Source organism: Rhizomonospora bruguierae (assembly GCF_018397995.1).
GTDB classification, from domain to species: domain Bacteria; phylum Actinomycetota; class Actinomycetes; order Mycobacteriales; family Micromonosporaceae; genus Rhizomonospora; species Rhizomonospora bruguierae.
Map to the genome: position 1 here is coordinate 14,192 of NZ_BBQH01000081.1, position 14,639 is coordinate 28,830.

Sequence of the window (14,639 nt, forward strand, 5' to 3'; positions counted from 1 at the left end):
CGTCAGGGTCAACGCCGCGTCAGGTGAGCGGGCGGACCGCCGCGCGGATGGCGTCCGCGACCACGTCGACCGCCACGGCGCGGATCAGATCCGGGTCCGCGCCTTCGGTGACCTCCCCGGTGGCGAGCGCGACCACGGCGTCCCCGTCGTAGCGGGAGTGCGCCGGGTGCAGGGCGCGGGCGAGGCCGGCGTGGCCGCTCTGCGCCAGCAGGAAACTGTCGTTCTTGGACAGTCGCGCGTCGGTGAGCACGACCCCGACCGTGGTGTTCTCCAGCCCGGACGGGGCCTGCGGCCGGGCGCCCTCGTCCCCGGCGGCGAACAGGGGCGAGCCGTCCGTGCCGAGAACGTCGCCCCAGGCGTTCACGACCACGACGGCGGCCACCCGGGCGGCTCCGGCGGGCCGTTGCGCCCAGCCGATCCCGCCCGGGTCGCGGCGGCCGCGCCACTTGCCGGTGGACGCGCCGGTACCCGCGCCGGCGCGTCCCGTTTCCAGTGGCTCCCCGGCCAGCGCCGCCAGCGCGGCGGACCGTCCGGCGGCGGCGTCCGGCGGGGCGGTCCGCACCGACTCGTCGAAGACCGACATGCCGACGACGATCGGCACCGGTCCCGCGTGGGTGGGGAAGCCGACGCCCCGCCCGCGCAGCAGCGACACGACGCCGTCGGCCGCGGCGAGGCCGAACGCGGAGCCGCCGGAGAGCACGACGGCGTCCACCCGGTCCACCAGGCGGGTCGGGTCCAGCAGGGCGAACTCGCGGGTGGCCGGCGCGCCGCCGCGCACCTCGCCCGAGCCGACGGTCCCCTCCGGCGCGAGGATCACGGTCACCCCGGTCCCGGCGCCGGTCCAGTGGCCCACGTGGGCAGACAGCAGTTCCATCCCTCGATGATGCCGGTCACGGTGGAGCGCGCGGGGCAGGCGCGGCGCCGGGAGCGGTGCCATGCTGCGGGCATGTCGATCGCCGCGGCCTACGCCGAGTTCGCCGAACGGGAGGCGCGGGGCGTGTCGCCGGCGTACGAGCGCCTGGCCGCCGCGGTGGCCCGGGACGAGGAGATTCTCGCGCTGCTGGCGACCCTCCCGGCCGCGAAGCGGCAGCCGAACCTGCTCTTCGGGGTCGTCCGCTTCCTGGGCGGCCCCGCTGACGACCCGGCCGGGTTCCACGACTACGCGGTGGCGAACTGGCCGGCGATCGCGGCGGAGATGCGGGTGCGGGCCACCCAGACGAACGAGCCGGGCCGGTGCGCCGCCCTGCTGCTCGCGCTCGCCACGCTGCCCCAGCCGCTCGCGCTGATCGAGGTCGGCGCGTCCGCCGGCCTCTGCCTCTACCCGGACCGGTACGCGTACCGGTACGGCCGGCACGCGCTGGGCACCGGCGCGCCGGTGCTGGAGTGCGCGGTGACCGGCGTCGAACCGCCGGCCCGGCTCCCGGAGGTGGTCTGGCGCGCGGGCCTGGACCTGAACCCGCTCGACGTGCGGGAGCCGGCGGACGTCGCCTGGCTGGACGCGCTGATCTGGCCGGAGCACCCTCACCGGCGGGCCCGGCTGCGCGCCGCGGCTGCCGTCGCCGCGGCCGAGCCGCCGCTGCTCGTGCGCGGCGACCTGCTCGACGATCTGCCGGCGCTGGCCGCCCGGGCGCCCGCCGGGGCGACGCTGGTGGTGTTCCACACCTCCGTGCTGTATCAGGTGCCGTCCCCGCGGCGGGAGGCATTCGCCGCGATGGTCCGCGACCTGCCGGGGCACTGGCTGTCGAACGACGCCCCGCACGTGCTGCACCACGACGGGGTACCCCACCCGCCCAGCGGCGCCGCGTACAACGTCCTGGCGCTGGAGGGCACGCCGCTGGCGTGGGTCCGCTCGCACGGTCAGGAGGTCACCTGGTTCGGCCCGGTCCCCGGCCGGCGGTGACCGCGGCGGCGCCGCTCAGCCGGCCTCGACGCGGTTGCGACCGCCGCGCTTGGCCTGGTAAAGCTGCTTGTCCGCGCGGGCCATCAGCGCCTTGTGGTCCAGTTCCGGGTCGTGTTCGGCCACGCCGATGCTGATCGTGACCGCCAGCCCGGGGTGCAGCAGGCGCCACGGGTACTCGGCCACCCCCACCCGCAGCCGCTCGCAGCGGCGGTACGCCTCGGTCAGGTCCGCGCCCTGGAAGGCCAGCAGGAACTCCTCCCCGCCGAGCCGGGCGACCAGGTCCTCGCCGTGCACCCCGCCGCGCAGGACGGTGGCGATCTGGCGCAGCACGTCGTCGCCGAGCAGGTGGCCGAACCGGTCGTTGACGCCCTTGAACAGGTCCACGTCGGCGATCGCCAGGCACAGCGGGCGGCCGGCGTTGGTGGCGGCAGTGGTCAGCTCCGGCAGGCGCACGTCGACGACCCGACGGTTGGCCAGGCCGGTCAGCGGGTCCTCGTGGACGCGTCGACTCAGGTCGACCGCGCGCCGCTCCAGCACCTCCTTGTCCGCCTCCAGTTCCAGGCTGCGGATGCGGTGCAGCTCCATCTCCAGGCGGGCGTTGTCCGCCTCCAGACGGGCGTTGTCCAGCTCGAAGGTGTGCATCATCATCCGCGCGCGGGTGGCCGCCACGTCGTTGTGCGCGGCCCGCTCCAACCGGTGGTACCGGCGGTAGTGGCGCAGCGCCGCGGGATAGTCGCCGATCCTCTCGTACGCCTCGGACAGCTCCCGGTGGATGACCATCGCGAGGGGCTTCTCTCCCATGGTCAGGGCGCGGTCGAGCGCGATGGTCAGCCCCTCGATGCCGGCCCGGCAGTCGCCCCGCATCAGCCGGACCTGGGCCAGGTGCTGGAGCGCCGCGGACTCCAGGGACCGGTAGCCGCGCGCCACGGCGATCGTCCGGGACTCCTCGATCAGGCCGATCGCGGCGTCGTACTCGCCCTGGAGCGCGCGCAGCATGCCGAGGTTGTCCACGGCGAGCGACTCCTGGAACGGGTGCGCGGCGGCGCGGGCCAGCGACAGCGCCTCCTCGATGTACCCCAGCGCCTCCTTGAGGACCCGGGCGGCGCCCGCCTCGTCGCCGTCGGCGCGCAACTCGGGCACCCGGTACACGGCGTTGTCCGCGATGTTGTTGAGGATGCAGAAGCGCGCGTCGTCGTCCAGGCCCTCGACCATCGTCAACGCGCGCACGAAGTACTCCGTGCTGACCGCGTGGCGCCCCATGCTGGCGTGGACCACCCCGGTGCGGTTGTGCACCCAGTACAGCAGGGTCCGGTTGTTCAGGCGCTGGGCGATCTGGTGGGCGCGGCCGAGCGCCTCGAGCGCCTCCTCGTGCAGGCCGAGGTCGTTGTACGGCATGGCCTGGGCGGTCAGCGTCTCGCACATGCCCAGTTCGTCGCCGGCCGTCTCGAGCAGCGCCAGCGCGTCGCTGCACGCGGTGACCGCCGCCTCGTGCTCGCCGAGGCGCAACAGCTGGGTGGCCAGGGAGCGCAGCGCGCGGGCCCGGCCGGCGCCGTCGCCGGCCTCGGCGGCGAGGGCGGCGCCCTCCCGGGCCAGGTTGCTGCCGGTCCGGTAGTCGCCGCGCAGGCGCGCCTCCTCGGCGAGGTCGAGCAGGTTGGCCAGGCGCAGCGTGGTCGTGGACCGCCATCGATCCGCGACGCTCCCGGTGGTCACCCGCCCTCCTCCCCCGCACCCGCGGCGCCGGCTACCCTCCGTCCGGGGCTACTGCCGCCGCGTCAGGACTCCACCAAGATAGACCCTCCCGCCGAGCGCTGGAGACCGTCGAAGGGCGGGTATCCGTTACCGCGAGACGGCTCGATCATCGGCAAAGGACACATTCCCTCCGGATAGGACATGGCGGGTACCGCGCGGCCACCATCGTCAACTTGAGGTTGACGGTTCCGCCCGCGTCAACCTAGAGTTGACGCATGACCGACCACCGCGTCCCCATCCAGTTGGATGACCTGATCTCGGCCATCACCAGCGCGTCCGACAACCCACTCGAGCACCTCTCCCACGCCGTGATCGCCGCGGACCACCTCGGCGACCTGGCGGACCACCTGATCGGGCACTTCGTGGACCAGGCGCGCCGGTCCGGCGCCTCCTGGACGGAGATCGGCCAGAGCATGGGGGTCAGCAAGCAGGCGGCACAGAAGCGGTTCGTGCCCGGAGGCACCCGCGCCGGGGCCGCCGACCCCGACCCCGACCAGGAGTTCAGACGGTTCACCCCGAGGACGCGCGCCGCCGTCAAGGCCGCGCACACCGAGGCCCAGGCCGCGCGCAGCGCCGAGATCCACCCGGAGCACCTGGTACTCGGGCTGCTCAGCCAGCCGAAAGGGCTGGCCGCGCGGGTGATCGTGGCGCAGGGAGTACCGCTGGACGCGGTGCGCGCCGCGGCCGTCCCCGCGCTGCCGCCGGCCGTCGAGGAGCCGCCCGCCCTGGTGCCGTACGGCGCGGCGGCTCGCAAGGCGCTGGAACTGACCTACCGGGAGGCGCTGCGCCTCGGGCACAACTACATCGGCACCGAGCACATGCTGCTCGCCCTGCTGGAGCAGGAGGACGGTACCGGCGTGCTGTCCGGCCTGGGCCTGACGAAGTCCGCCACGGAGTCGGCCGTCGCCGCGGCGCTACAGTCGATCTGACCGGCGCGGGCGCCGGCCCGACGAGGCGGCGGAGGCCGGCGTGAACGACGTGCGGATCACCCTGATCACCGTCGTGCTCGTGCTGAGCGCGATCGTCTGGTTCGACCGGCGGGTGCTCGCCGACCTGGCGCACACCAGCGACCGGGAACTGCGCTACTTCGACCGCCGGACCTGGGCGTTCATCATCGTGCTCCCGTTCCCGATCGGCCCGATGCTGTACCTGGTGTACGGCAGGGGCGGCCCCCGCCGGTTCCCCTAGCGCGCGACGGCGCCGACGGCCGCGCAGGAGCGGGCCACCGGTGCCGTTGGCCAGCTAGTCGCCGAGCGGGTCCATCAGGTTGCTGATGGCGGCCGAGACCCCGCAGTTCGGCGCGGACCAGTAGCGGCTGGGGCGGCCGTCCACGTGGGTGTGGTCGTTGTGGTCGGGGTAGCCGGGGCCGAGGATGCCGGCGAAGCCGTGGTTGCGCGCCCGCTGGGCGAGCGTGCACAGGCTGTGCGGGCCGGCCGCGAGGTCGGCCGCGTCGCCGTAGAGGTGGCGGCTGTTCGAGGCGCCGCCGACCGCGCTGTTGCACGCGGCGCTGCGGAAGCCGCTGGTGACGACGATCGGCTGGTCGCCGAGCGCGTGCCGCATCGCCTGGAGCTTCCACATGGTGACCAGCGCGTTGGCGCGCGCGGTCGCCGCCGTGACGTTGCCGCCGGCCCAGGTGGTGTTGCAGCGGTTCAGCTCGGCGTAGCTGAAGTTGACCGGCGTGCAGTCGTCATCCTGGAGGGCGTAGAGCTTGCCGAAGGTGGCCGGGCCGGCGATGCCGTCGGCGGCCAGCCCGTACGCCTGCTGGAAGCGGACGACCGCGGATCTGGTGGCCGGGCCGAACGCGCCGTCGAGGGCGAGCACCGCGCCGGAACCGGGGTACCCGGAGACGCGGATCTGCAACTGGCGCACGTCCTCGCCGCCGGCGCCCTCGGACAGCGTGCGTCCCCAGGTGTAGCAGCCGTCCGCGTGCGCGGGCGTGGCCGCGGCGAAGACCGCGACGCCCGTTGTGGACAGTCCGAGAGCCAGGGCCAGGAATGCCTTGCCGAGTCGTCTGAACATCGCTCCTCCATCGATCAGGGTTAATCGACGGGGGCAGTATCGTCGGCGCCGTCGACGGCCGTCAATGAGTTACAGGGAACTCCGGTTGGGCGGTAAAGGATTATGACGCCACGGCCGCCGCCGCCCGATGCGCGTCGTAGCTGGCGCGCGCGGCAGCGATGGCGGCGCGGTGCTTCTCCGCCCACGAGGTCATCCCGACCAGCGAGTCGTACAGCTCCATCGCCATTGGCGTGGCGGTGTACTCCACCTTCGGCGGGACGGTCGGGTACACCTTGCGGGTCAGCAGCCCGTCCCGCTCCAGCTTGCGCAGGTTCAGGGTGAGCATCCGGCGACTGATGCCGTTCACCGCCCGTTCCAGTTCGGTGAATCGGATCGGCCCGTGCGCGGTCGCGACGAGGATGCCGATCGTCCACTTGTCGGCTATGTCCCCCATCACCTGCACCAGCGGGCACAGCGCCTGGACCTGCTCGGACACATCGGTGTTCCTCGGGGACATGAATGTGCTCCCTTCCGCCGACCCACATGGTCACAGATCATCGTCACTGTTACAAGTCATGCCCCATAGGAAGTGACCCCGATGCTCCTGCTGCTGCTCTGCGCCGGCTCCCTCATGATCATCCTGGACGGCTCCGTGGTGACCGTCGCGCTGCCCACCATCCAGCGCGACCTGGCCTTCACCCCGGCCGGCCTGGCCTGGGTGGTCAACGCCTACCTGATCCCGTTCGGCGGTCTGCTGCTGCTCGCCGGACGCCTCGGCGACCTGCTCGGCCGGCGCCGGGTCCTGCTCGCCGGGCTCGCCCTGTTCACCCTCGCCTCCCTGCTGTGCGGCCTCGCCACCCGCCCCGACGCGCTGATCGCCGCCCGCTTCGCCCAGGGCGCGGGCGGGGCGCTAGCCACCGCGGTCAGCCTCGGCATGATCGCGGTCCGGTACCCGGAGCCCGCCGACCGGGCCCGCGCCATGGGCATCTTCGCCTTCACCGGCGCCGCCGGCGCGTCCCTGGGCACGCTGCTCGGCGGCGTGCTGACCCAGGCCGCGAACTGGCACTGGATCTTCTTCGTCAACGTGCCGATCGGGGCCGCGATCGTGCTGCTGGCCACCCGGTGGGTACCCGCCGACGCCCGGACCACCCCCGCGGCGGGCGACGCGGACGTGCTCGGCGCCGCCCTGGTCACCGCCGGCCTCACGCTGACCGTCTACACACTAGTCACTGTGGAGAGTCACGGCTGGCTGTCGGGGCGCACCCTCGGGTCCGGCGCGCTCTCCGCCGCCCTGCTCGGCGGCTTCGTCGCCCGGCAGGCCACCACCCACCGCCCGCTGCTGCCGCTGCGCATCTTCCGCCGGCGCGCCGTCAGCGCCGCCAACGCCGCCATGCTGCTGCTCGTCGCCGGCATGTTCGCCTTCCAGTTCCTCGGCGCGCTGTACCTCCAGCGGGTCCTCGGCCTCGACGCCGCCCGCACCGGCCTGGCCTTCCTGCCGGTCCCGCTGACCATCGCGTACGTCTCGCTGCGCGTCGCCCCGCGCCTGGTGACCCGCTTCGGCGCCCGCACCACCCTCATCGGCGGCCTGGCCGTCATCGCGCCGGGCCTCGCCCTGCTCGCCCGCGTCCCCGCCACCGGCAGCTACCCGGTGGACTTCCTGCCCGCCGTCCTGCTGATGGCCCTCGGCTTCGGCGCCGCCATGCCCGCGGTGACCATGCTCGCCATGACCGGCGTGCCCGCCGGGGACACCGGAGTGGCATCCGGACTGGTCAACACGGCACAACAGGTCGGCGGCACCCTCGGCCTGGCCGTCCTGGCCACCCTCGCCGCCGCCCGCACCAACCACCTCCATCAGGCCGGCGCACCACCCACCGAGGCGCTGACGGGCGGGTACCGGCTGGCCTTCACCATCGGCGTCGGCTTCGTCCTGGCGGCGATCGCCGCCGCCACCGCGGCCCCGGCCACCGCCCGGCGCCGCGAACGGCAACTCAGCCCGACCCGGTCTTCCTGACGGATCGCCGCCACCGCGGCCCTGCCCCACGGCCCCCGCCCCCACGGCCCCGCCCCCCACGGCCTTGCCGCTCGCGGGCGCGGTCGCCGTCAGGCGGCAATCTTGGTAATTTCCGCCGGAAAACGGCGGCCCGGGTACCAAGATCTCGCGTGGCTCGCCGCCCCGCCGGCCTTCCCGGGCGGCGGTACCGCCACGCCCGCGGCGCCCGGCTCCGACCGCGAGTGTCGGGGTGGGCGACTATCGTGTCGGCGTGACCCACGTGGACATCTGGACCGACGGGGCGTGCAGCGGCAACCCCGGCCCCGGTGGCTGGGGCGCCCTGCTGCGGTACGGCACGGTGGAGCGGGAGATCTGCGGCGGCGACCCGGGCGGCACGACGAACAACCGCATGGAGCTGATGGCGCCGATCCGCGCGCTGGAGGCGCTGACCCGACCGTCCGAGGTCCACCTGCACACCGACAGCACGTACGTGCGCAACGGCATCACCAAGTGGGTGCACGGCTGGAAGGCCAACGGCTGGCTGACCAGCGACCGGAAGCCGGTCAAGAACATGGACCTGTGGCAGCGCCTGGACGAGGCGGCCGGCCGGCACCGGGTGGAGTGGCACTGGGTCAAGGGGCACGCGGGCCACGCCGAGAACGAGCGGGCCGACCGGCTGGCCGCGAAGGGCCTGCGCGAGGCGCGGGAGGCGGCACCGGCCACCCGCCCCTGAGCGGGCTGCCCGCGCTGCTGGTCTTCGGCGCCCGTCCTATCCGGACGGTGAATCGGCCTGCCTGGCCGCTCGGGGACGGTGCCCGCGGGCGGCCGGGCAGACCGTCAATGGGAGCGCTCCGGCGAGCGTAGGCGCCGGATGGGCGGCTTGTAAAGGGTTTCGACCACGCTTCGTGTATGAAGCGACAGCACAGCGTGCCGATCTGGCGGGGCGGTGCCGGCCACACACGCGCTGACCTGGGCATTACCTTGGGGGGATAGAGGGGGATACCGCTCGATGTGGCCGGTGCGTACCATAGCGAGCTGTTGGTCGGCCTTCGGGCGATCTGACCGGCTGCGCCACCCGCGCCGCACCCCGCGACCGCCACGGAGACGAGACTACGTCATGGCTCACCGTGATCAACCGATCCGCCGCCAGCTGCTCACCCTCGTCCTGGTGCCGCTGGTGTCGCTGATCGGGTTGTGGAGCCTGGCCACGTACCTCACGGTCGGTGACGGCGTGCGACTGTACAACCAGGGCACGCTCATCACCGAGGTGGCCGCGCCGGCGGAGGAGATCCTTAGCGCGATCCAGACCGAGCGCCGGGCGTCCATGGTGTTCGTGGCCGACCCGCGCGGTGGAGCCCGCACGGACCTGAACCGGGCCCGCGCCGGCACGGACGGGAAGATCGCGGCGTACCGGGCGGTGCTGGACCGCGGCGACATCCGCCGGATCACCCCCGACCGGGTGATGGCGCTGGCCCGGGCGGAGCTTGCCGCGCTCGACCGGCTGGCCGCGGTGCGCTCCGATGTGGACGCCCGCCGGACCGGCGGGCAGGCGCTGATGGACGCCTACACGGAACTGGTCGACCCGCTCACCCCGTTCTACGCGGCGGTGGCGACGTTCCCCGACGACGCGGTGTCGGCCGAGGGACAGGCGCTGCAACGGCTGGCGTACGCCCGTGAACTGCGCGCCCGGGTGGACGCCGTGCTGGCCGGCGCGCTCGCGGCGGGCGGGTTCACCCGGGACAGCTACGTGCGGTTCGCGCAGGGGGTCGGGCTCATGCGGGCCGAGTACCACGAGGCGTACGTGCGGATGACGGACCAGTACCGGGTGGAGGTCGACCAGCACTTCGCGGCCGAGCCGTACCCGGCGCTGACCTGGATGGAGAACACCGCGCTGAACGTGGGCGGCGCGGGCCCCGTCCCGGTCGACGCGACCCGGTGGCGGGAGACCAACACCCGGGCGCTGGCCGACCTGTCCGACTTCCAGCTGGACCTGGCGAAATTCACCGAGGAGAACGCGAAGGGTCCGGCGTACCTGATCTTCGGGCGGATCCTCCTCGCCGGCCTGCTGGGCCTCGTCGCCGTGGTGGTGACGGTGTGGATCTCGCTGCGGATCGCCCGGCGGCTCGCGGCCCGCCTGCGGGAGCTGCGGGACACCGCGCACGCCCTGGCCGACGAGCAGCTACCCGACGTGGTGCGCCGGCTGCGCGCCGGCGAGCCGGTCGACGTGGACGCCGAGGCGCCCGTGCTCAGCCACGGCGCGGACGAGTTCGGCGAGGTCGGTAACGCGTTCAACACCGTGCGGCGCACCGCGGTCGGCGCGGCGGTGGAGCAGGCGGAGCTGCGGGCCGGCGTCCGCAACGTGTTCCTCAACATCGCCCGGCGCAGCCAGACGCTGGTCCGCCGGCAGCTCAACCTGCTGGACGCGATGGAGCGCAAGACGGTGGACGCGGCCGAGCTGGCCGACCTGTTCGCGATGGACCACCTCGCGACGCGGATGCGCCGGTACGCGGAGAACCTGGTGATCCTCGGTGGCGCCCAGGCGGGGCGGACCTGGGGCGAGCCGGTGCCCATGCAGGACGTGCTGCGCGGGGCGGCGTCCGAGGCCGAGCACTACGAGCGGGTCAGGGTGCTGCCGTTCCCGCCGGTGGTGCTGGCCGGCTCGGCGGTCTCCGACGTCATCCACCTGGTGGCCGAACTGATCGACAACGCCACCACCTTCTCCCCGCCGCACACCACCGTCCAGGTGTTCGGGCAACTGGTGCCGCACGGGTTCGCGGTCGAGGTGGAGGACCGGGGCCTGGGCATGAGCGACGAGGATCTGGCCGCGGCGAACCGCTGGCTGGCCGAGCCGCCCGAGTTCAATGTGCTGGCGCTGCGCGAGTCCCCGCGGTTGGGCATGTTCGTGGTGGCCCGGATCGCCGCCCAGAACGGCATCAGGGTGGCGCTACGCCGCTCCGGGTACGGCGGTGTGACCGCGATCGTGCTGATCCCGCCGCACCTGGTCGCGGAGGCGGGCGCGGCGGCCGAGCTGAGCCGGCGCGAGGCGGAGGCGCTGGGGGCGCCCCCGGAATCGTCGACCCCCAACCCGGCGACCCCCAACCCGACAGCCCCCAACCCGGCGGATCCGAAATCAGAGACCCCGCAATCAGACACTCCGGAATCGGATGTCGTGCTGCCCTTCCCGGTCCGCTTTCGCGAAGTTCCCACCCCGCCAACCACGGCGCCGCCGAGCGGGCGACCGGCATCCGCACCCGCCGCGACGGTGCGGGGCACCGCCAAGGCAGTGCGCGCGCCGCGGACGGGCAAGGCCGGCGCGGCGGGTGCCGACGAGGCCGCCGGACGCACGCACCTCGGCCTGCCGGTGCGGGTCCGGCAGGCCCGGCTCGCGCCCGGCCTGCGCGACGAACCGGCGGCCTCGCCGCCCGCGGCGCCGACCACCCGGTCGCCCGAGGAGATCCGCACGATGATGACCGCCTATCAACGCGGTACCGCCCGCGGCCGCCAGACGATCACCGGTGACGCCGAACGGCCGGCACAGCCCGAGGAGACGAACCCATGACCCAGCGCACGACCGCGTCCGCCGATCTGGCCTGGCTGTTGGAGGACCTGGTGCAGCGGGTGGCGGACATCCGCCACGCGGTGCTGCTGTCCGCGGACGGGCTGCTGGTGGCCGCGTCCGACGACCTGGACCGGGCCGACGCGGAGCACCTGTCGGCGGTCGCGTCCGGCTTCCAGAGCCTGGCCCGGGGCGCCGGCCGACACTTCGCCGGCGGCACAGTGCGCCAGACCGTGGTGGAACTGGACACCGGCTTCCTGTTCGTGACGGCCGCCGGCTACGGCGCGAACCTGGCCGTCGTGGCGGTCGAGGGCTGCGACGTGGGCCTGGTCGCGTTCGAGATGAACCTGCTGATCCAGCGGGTGGGGCAGAGCCTGGCCACGGTCTCCCGGTCCCGGGCGCACACCCCGCCGCCCCCGGCGCCCGACCCGCTGTTCCAGTCCCGGGGCTGAGCCGTGGCCGAGCAGGACGACGACGCGGCCGGCCCGCTGGTCCGGCCCTACGCGATGACCCACGGCCGGACCCGGGCCTCGGCCGACTTCGACCTCATCACGCTCGTGGTGGCGGCCCGTGCGGCCCGCACCGACGAGGGGTGGGAGCCCGAGCACCTGGCGATCCTGGAGCGGGCCCGGCACCCGGTCTCGGTGGCCGAACTGGCCGCCGCGGTCAACCTGCCGGCCGGGGTGGTCCGGGTGCTCCTGGACGACCTGCGGGCGCGCGGCGCGCTCATCGTCCGGATGCCGGCGGCCCGTACCGCCCGTCCCGACCTGGACCTGCTGAAGGCGGTGGCCCATGGCCTACAAGCACTCTGAGGACGACCTGCCCACCGCGCTGAAGATCCTCATCGCGGGCGGCTTCGGCGTCGGCAAGACCACCATGGTGGCCTCGCTGAGCGAGGTGGACCCGCTGCGCACCGAGGAGGTCATCACCGCCGAGAGCGTCGGGATCGACGATCTGTCCGGTGTGGAGGGCAAGTCGACCACCACGGTCGCCCTCGACTTCGGCCGGATCACCCTGGCCGGCAACCTGATCCTGTACCTGTTCGGCACCCCGGGCCAGGACCGGTTCTGGTTCGTCTGGGACGAGTTGGCCACCGGCGCGCTGGGCGCCGTGGTGCTGGCCGACACCCGCCGGCTGGCCGACAGCTTCCCGTCCGTGGACTTCTTCGAGAAGCGCGGGATGCCGTTCCTCGTCGCGGTCAACTGCTTCGACGGCGCGAAGCGGTACCGCCCCGAGGACATCCGGGTGGCGCTGGACCTGGACGACGACGTGCGGGTCATGCTCACCGACGCCCGGGACCGACAGTCCGCGAAGGAGGTTCTCATCGCGTTCGTCGAGGACCTGATCCGCCGGGCCCGCCAGGGAGGCGACGAGTGACCACGTTCGACCACTACACCACCGGGTACCGGGACAACTGGCAGCGGATCGCGGACGAGAACCTGGCCCGGTGCCCGGTCGCCCGCTCCGACGCGTACGGCGGCTTCTGGGTGGTCTCGGACCACGCCAGCCTCAGCCGGGTGATCCGGGACGACGAGACGTTCACGTCCACGCACAACATGGCGGACCCGAGCGATCCGCGGCAGGGCATCGTGATCCCGCCGAACCCGATGCTCCAGGTGCCGATGGAGTTCGACCCGCCGATCTACAACGCGTACCGGCGGATGCTGAACCCGTACTTCTCGCCGACCGCGGCCCGCGCGATGGAGCCGTTCGTGCGGCAGGCGGTGGACGCGTTCCTGGACCGGGCCTGCGCGAGCGGGCGGATCGACTTCGTCCGGGACCTGGGCAACCCGGTGCCCGCGCTGGCCACGATGCGCCTGGTCGGGCTGCCGCTGGACGACTGGGAGACCTACGCCGAGCCGATGCACGGCATCGTCTCCTTCCCCGCCGGCGGCCCCGAGTACCTGCGCTGCATGGCCGCGCTCCAGCAACTCGGCGGCGCGCTCGGCGCCCTCGTGCCGCGGCTGCGCACCGAGCGGGCGGACGGCCTGCTGAGCGGCCTGTGCAGGGCCACTGTGGATGGCAAGGCGCTGCCGGACGGCGAGGTGGTCCTGATCGCGCTGCTCGTCATGCAGGGCGGGGTCGACACCACCACGGCGCTGCTGGCGAACACGCTGTGGTGGCTGGACGAGCACCCGGCGCAGCGCGAGCAACTCGCCGGCAAACCGGAGTTGCTGGAGCACGCCACCGAGGAGTTCCTGCGCCTCTTCACGCCCGTGCCGGCGCTGGCCCGCACCGCCACGAAGGACGTGACACTCGGAGATCAGGAGATCCGGGCGGGCGACCGGGTGCTGATGTCGTTCGCGGCCGCGAACCGCGATCCGGCGGTCTTCGAGGACCCCGGCACGGCCAGGCTGGACCGCTTCCCGAACCCGCACACCGCCTTCGGCCTGGGCATCCACCGCTGCATCGGCTCGAACTTCGCCCGCTCCTGGTTCCAGCTCATGCTGCGCGGCGTCCTGGACCGGATGCCGGACCACCGGATCGACCGGGCGGCGGCGCGGCGCAACGAGTCGATCGGCATCATCAACGGCTTCGTGGACCTGCCGGCCACGTTCACCCCGGGCGAGCCGCGCGGGGTGGAGCTGCCCCGGTGAAGTCTACAGTGGACGAGCGGCGGTGCGTCGGGCACGTGCGCTGCCACGCGCTCGCCCCGCAGGTGTACCCGCTCGACGAGCAGGGCTACGCGGCGCCCGGCGAGCGCGCCGTACCCGCCGGCCGGGAGGCGGCCGCCGAACGCGGTGCGGCCGCCTGCCCGGAGGGCGCCATCAGCCTGCACCGCTGACGGCGCCCGACCAGGGCCGTTCGGCGGGCGCGGCCGACCGTGCCGGTCCGGACCGGCCCTGGCCCGCTGGCAGAATGGCCGGATGGACGAGCGGCGGGAGGCGTTACAGCGGCGCGCGGCCGGCGAGGCCGCCGCTCGGGCGGTGGAGACGGCCCGGGCCCGGACGCTGGTCGCGCGGTTCGCCGAGACGCTGCTGCGCCAGCGCCTGGACGCCGGTGACGACTGGCCGCGGTAGGGGCTACACGATGCCGATCGGCCCGACCAGTTCGACGTACTCGTCGGGCAGCTGGGAGAGCACGTCGGCGAACTCACCGCCGGTGACCGCCTCCGCGAGGGTGCCGAACACGGCCCGGATGCCCTCCACGGCGTCGGCCGCGTCGACCGCCGCCCGCTCGCTGACCCGCCGGATGAACTCCGCCAGGTCGAACGGCATGGCCGGCTCGTCGGCGGCCAGCAGCGGCTCCTGGAGCGGCGCGGGGAGCTGGGAGGCCAGGTCGTCCGCCTCGCCACCGGTGATCCGTTCCGCCAGGGTGGCCAGCGTGGCGATCGTCAGCACCTGGGCCTGACCGTCCGTCAGCACCGCGCGCTCCGCCACCGCGTCGATGAACTCGTCGTACTTCATCCGCGTCTCCCTTCGGCCATGCCGGACGGGGGGTCGGCT

17 protein-coding genes are annotated in these 14,639 nt (G+C 73.8%); 12 read left to right on the forward strand and 5 right to left on the reverse strand.

Going from position 1 to position 14,639, the window contains the following annotated elements; translation table 11 throughout:
• Positions 1-19 precede the first annotated feature (19 nt).
• Entirely contained in the window at positions 20-874 is an 855-nt protein-coding gene (locus tag KJS59_RS26645) for a P1 family peptidase (RefSeq protein WP_213455955.1), read from the reverse strand.
• 72 nt (positions 875-946) lie between these two features.
• On the opposite strand from KJS59_RS26645, the gene KJS59_RS26650 reads away from it, so the two are divergent.
• Complete coding sequence (locus KJS59_RS26650; RefSeq protein ID WP_213455957.1) at positions 947-1,900, forward strand: DUF2332 domain-containing protein; 954 nt, start codon at positions 947-949, stop codon at positions 1,898-1,900.
• Between the two features lie 15 nt (positions 1,901-1,915).
• Here the strand turns inward: KJS59_RS26650 and KJS59_RS26655 are convergent, their stop codons facing one another.
• Positions 1,916-3,610, reverse strand: coding sequence for a GGDEF domain-containing protein (locus KJS59_RS26655; RefSeq protein ID WP_213455959.1), 1,695 nt, complete (start codon positions 3,608-3,610; stop codon positions 1,916-1,918).
• Between the two features lie 254 nt (positions 3,611-3,864).
• On the opposite strand from KJS59_RS26655, the gene KJS59_RS26660 reads away from it, so the two are divergent.
• Entirely contained in the window at positions 3,865-4,578 is a 714-nt protein-coding gene (locus KJS59_RS26660; RefSeq protein ID WP_213455960.1) for a Clp protease N-terminal domain-containing protein, read from the forward strand.
• A gap of 40 nt (positions 4,579-4,618) precedes the next feature.
• Complete coding sequence (locus tag KJS59_RS26665; RefSeq protein ID WP_213455962.1) at positions 4,619-4,837, forward strand: hypothetical protein; 219 nt, start codon at positions 4,619-4,621, stop codon at positions 4,835-4,837.
• Positions 4,838-4,891: 54 nt separating this feature from the next.
• Here the strand turns inward: KJS59_RS26665 and KJS59_RS26670 are convergent, their stop codons facing one another.
• Both KJS59_RS26670 and KJS59_RS26675 read right to left on the reverse strand, forming a co-directional pair.
• Positions 4,892-5,668 carry a D-Ala-D-Ala carboxypeptidase family metallohydrolase gene (locus tag KJS59_RS26670; protein WP_213455964.1) on the reverse strand — a complete coding sequence of 259 codons (777 nt, stop codon included), beginning with the start codon at positions 5,666-5,668 and terminating at the stop codon, positions 4,892-4,894.
• A gap of 100 nt (positions 5,669-5,768) precedes the next feature.
• Positions 5,769-6,164: a winged helix-turn-helix transcriptional regulator gene (locus tag KJS59_RS26675; protein WP_249714933.1), complete on the reverse strand. Its 396-nt coding sequence runs from the start codon at positions 6,162-6,164 to the stop codon at positions 5,769-5,771.
• Between the two features lie 81 nt (positions 6,165-6,245).
• On the opposite strand from KJS59_RS26675, the gene KJS59_RS26680 reads away from it, so the two are divergent.
• The 9 genes from KJS59_RS26680 (at position 6,246) to KJS59_RS26720 (ending at position 14,213) form a co-directional block, all read left to right on the forward strand.
• Positions 6,246-7,658, forward strand: coding sequence for a DHA2 family efflux MFS transporter permease subunit (locus KJS59_RS26680; RefSeq protein WP_213455966.1), 1,413 nt, complete (start codon positions 6,246-6,248; stop codon positions 7,656-7,658).
• A 250-nt stretch (positions 7,659-7,908) separates the two neighbouring features.
• Positions 7,909-8,370 carry a ribonuclease HI gene (gene rnhA / locus KJS59_RS26685; protein ID WP_213455968.1) on the forward strand — a complete coding sequence of 154 codons (462 nt, stop codon included), beginning with the start codon at positions 7,909-7,911 and terminating at the stop codon, positions 8,368-8,370.
• 384 nt (positions 8,371-8,754) lie between these two features.
• Positions 8,755-11,196, forward strand: coding sequence for a sensor histidine kinase (locus tag KJS59_RS26690; RefSeq protein WP_213455970.1), 2,442 nt, complete (start codon positions 8,755-8,757; stop codon positions 11,194-11,196).
• The gene (locus tag KJS59_RS26695; protein WP_213455972.1) at positions 11,193-11,645 is read left to right on the forward strand and encodes a roadblock/LC7 domain-containing protein; all 453 of its coding nucleotides are present in this window, start codon (positions 11,193-11,195) and stop codon (positions 11,643-11,645) included. Before KJS59_RS26690 ends, KJS59_RS26695 begins: the two co-directional genes overlap by 4 nt.
• Positions 11,646-11,648: 3 nt before the next feature.
• A complete protein-coding gene (locus KJS59_RS26700) occupies positions 11,649-12,005 on the forward strand; it encodes a DUF742 domain-containing protein (RefSeq protein WP_213455974.1) in 357 nt (118 codons plus the stop codon).
• Positions 11,986-12,570, forward strand: a complete 585-nt coding sequence (locus KJS59_RS26705) for a GTP-binding protein (RefSeq protein ID WP_213455976.1) — start codon at positions 11,986-11,988, stop codon at positions 12,568-12,570. The genes KJS59_RS26700 and KJS59_RS26705 overlap by 20 nt, the downstream gene beginning before the upstream one ends.
• Entirely contained in the window at positions 12,567-13,790 is a 1,224-nt protein-coding gene (locus KJS59_RS26710; protein WP_213455978.1) for a cytochrome P450, read from the forward strand. The genes KJS59_RS26705 and KJS59_RS26710 overlap by 4 nt, the downstream gene beginning before the upstream one ends.
• A complete protein-coding gene (locus KJS59_RS26715) occupies positions 13,787-13,978 on the forward strand; it encodes a ferredoxin (protein ID WP_213455980.1) in 192 nt (63 codons plus the stop codon). Before KJS59_RS26710 ends, KJS59_RS26715 begins: the two co-directional genes overlap by 4 nt.
• Before the next feature lie 82 nt (positions 13,979-14,060).
• Positions 14,061-14,213 carry a hypothetical protein gene (locus tag KJS59_RS26720; RefSeq protein ID WP_213455982.1) on the forward strand — a complete coding sequence of 51 codons (153 nt, stop codon included), beginning with the start codon at positions 14,061-14,063 and terminating at the stop codon, positions 14,211-14,213.
• Positions 14,214-14,216: 3 nt separating this feature from the next.
• On the opposite strand, the gene KJS59_RS26725 is transcribed toward KJS59_RS26720, so the two are convergent.
• On the reverse strand, positions 14,217-14,600 hold the full coding sequence (locus KJS59_RS26725) for a DUF2267 domain-containing protein (protein WP_213455984.1): 384 nt from the start codon (positions 14,598-14,600) through the stop codon (positions 14,217-14,219).
• Positions 14,601-14,639 lie beyond the last annotated feature (39 nt).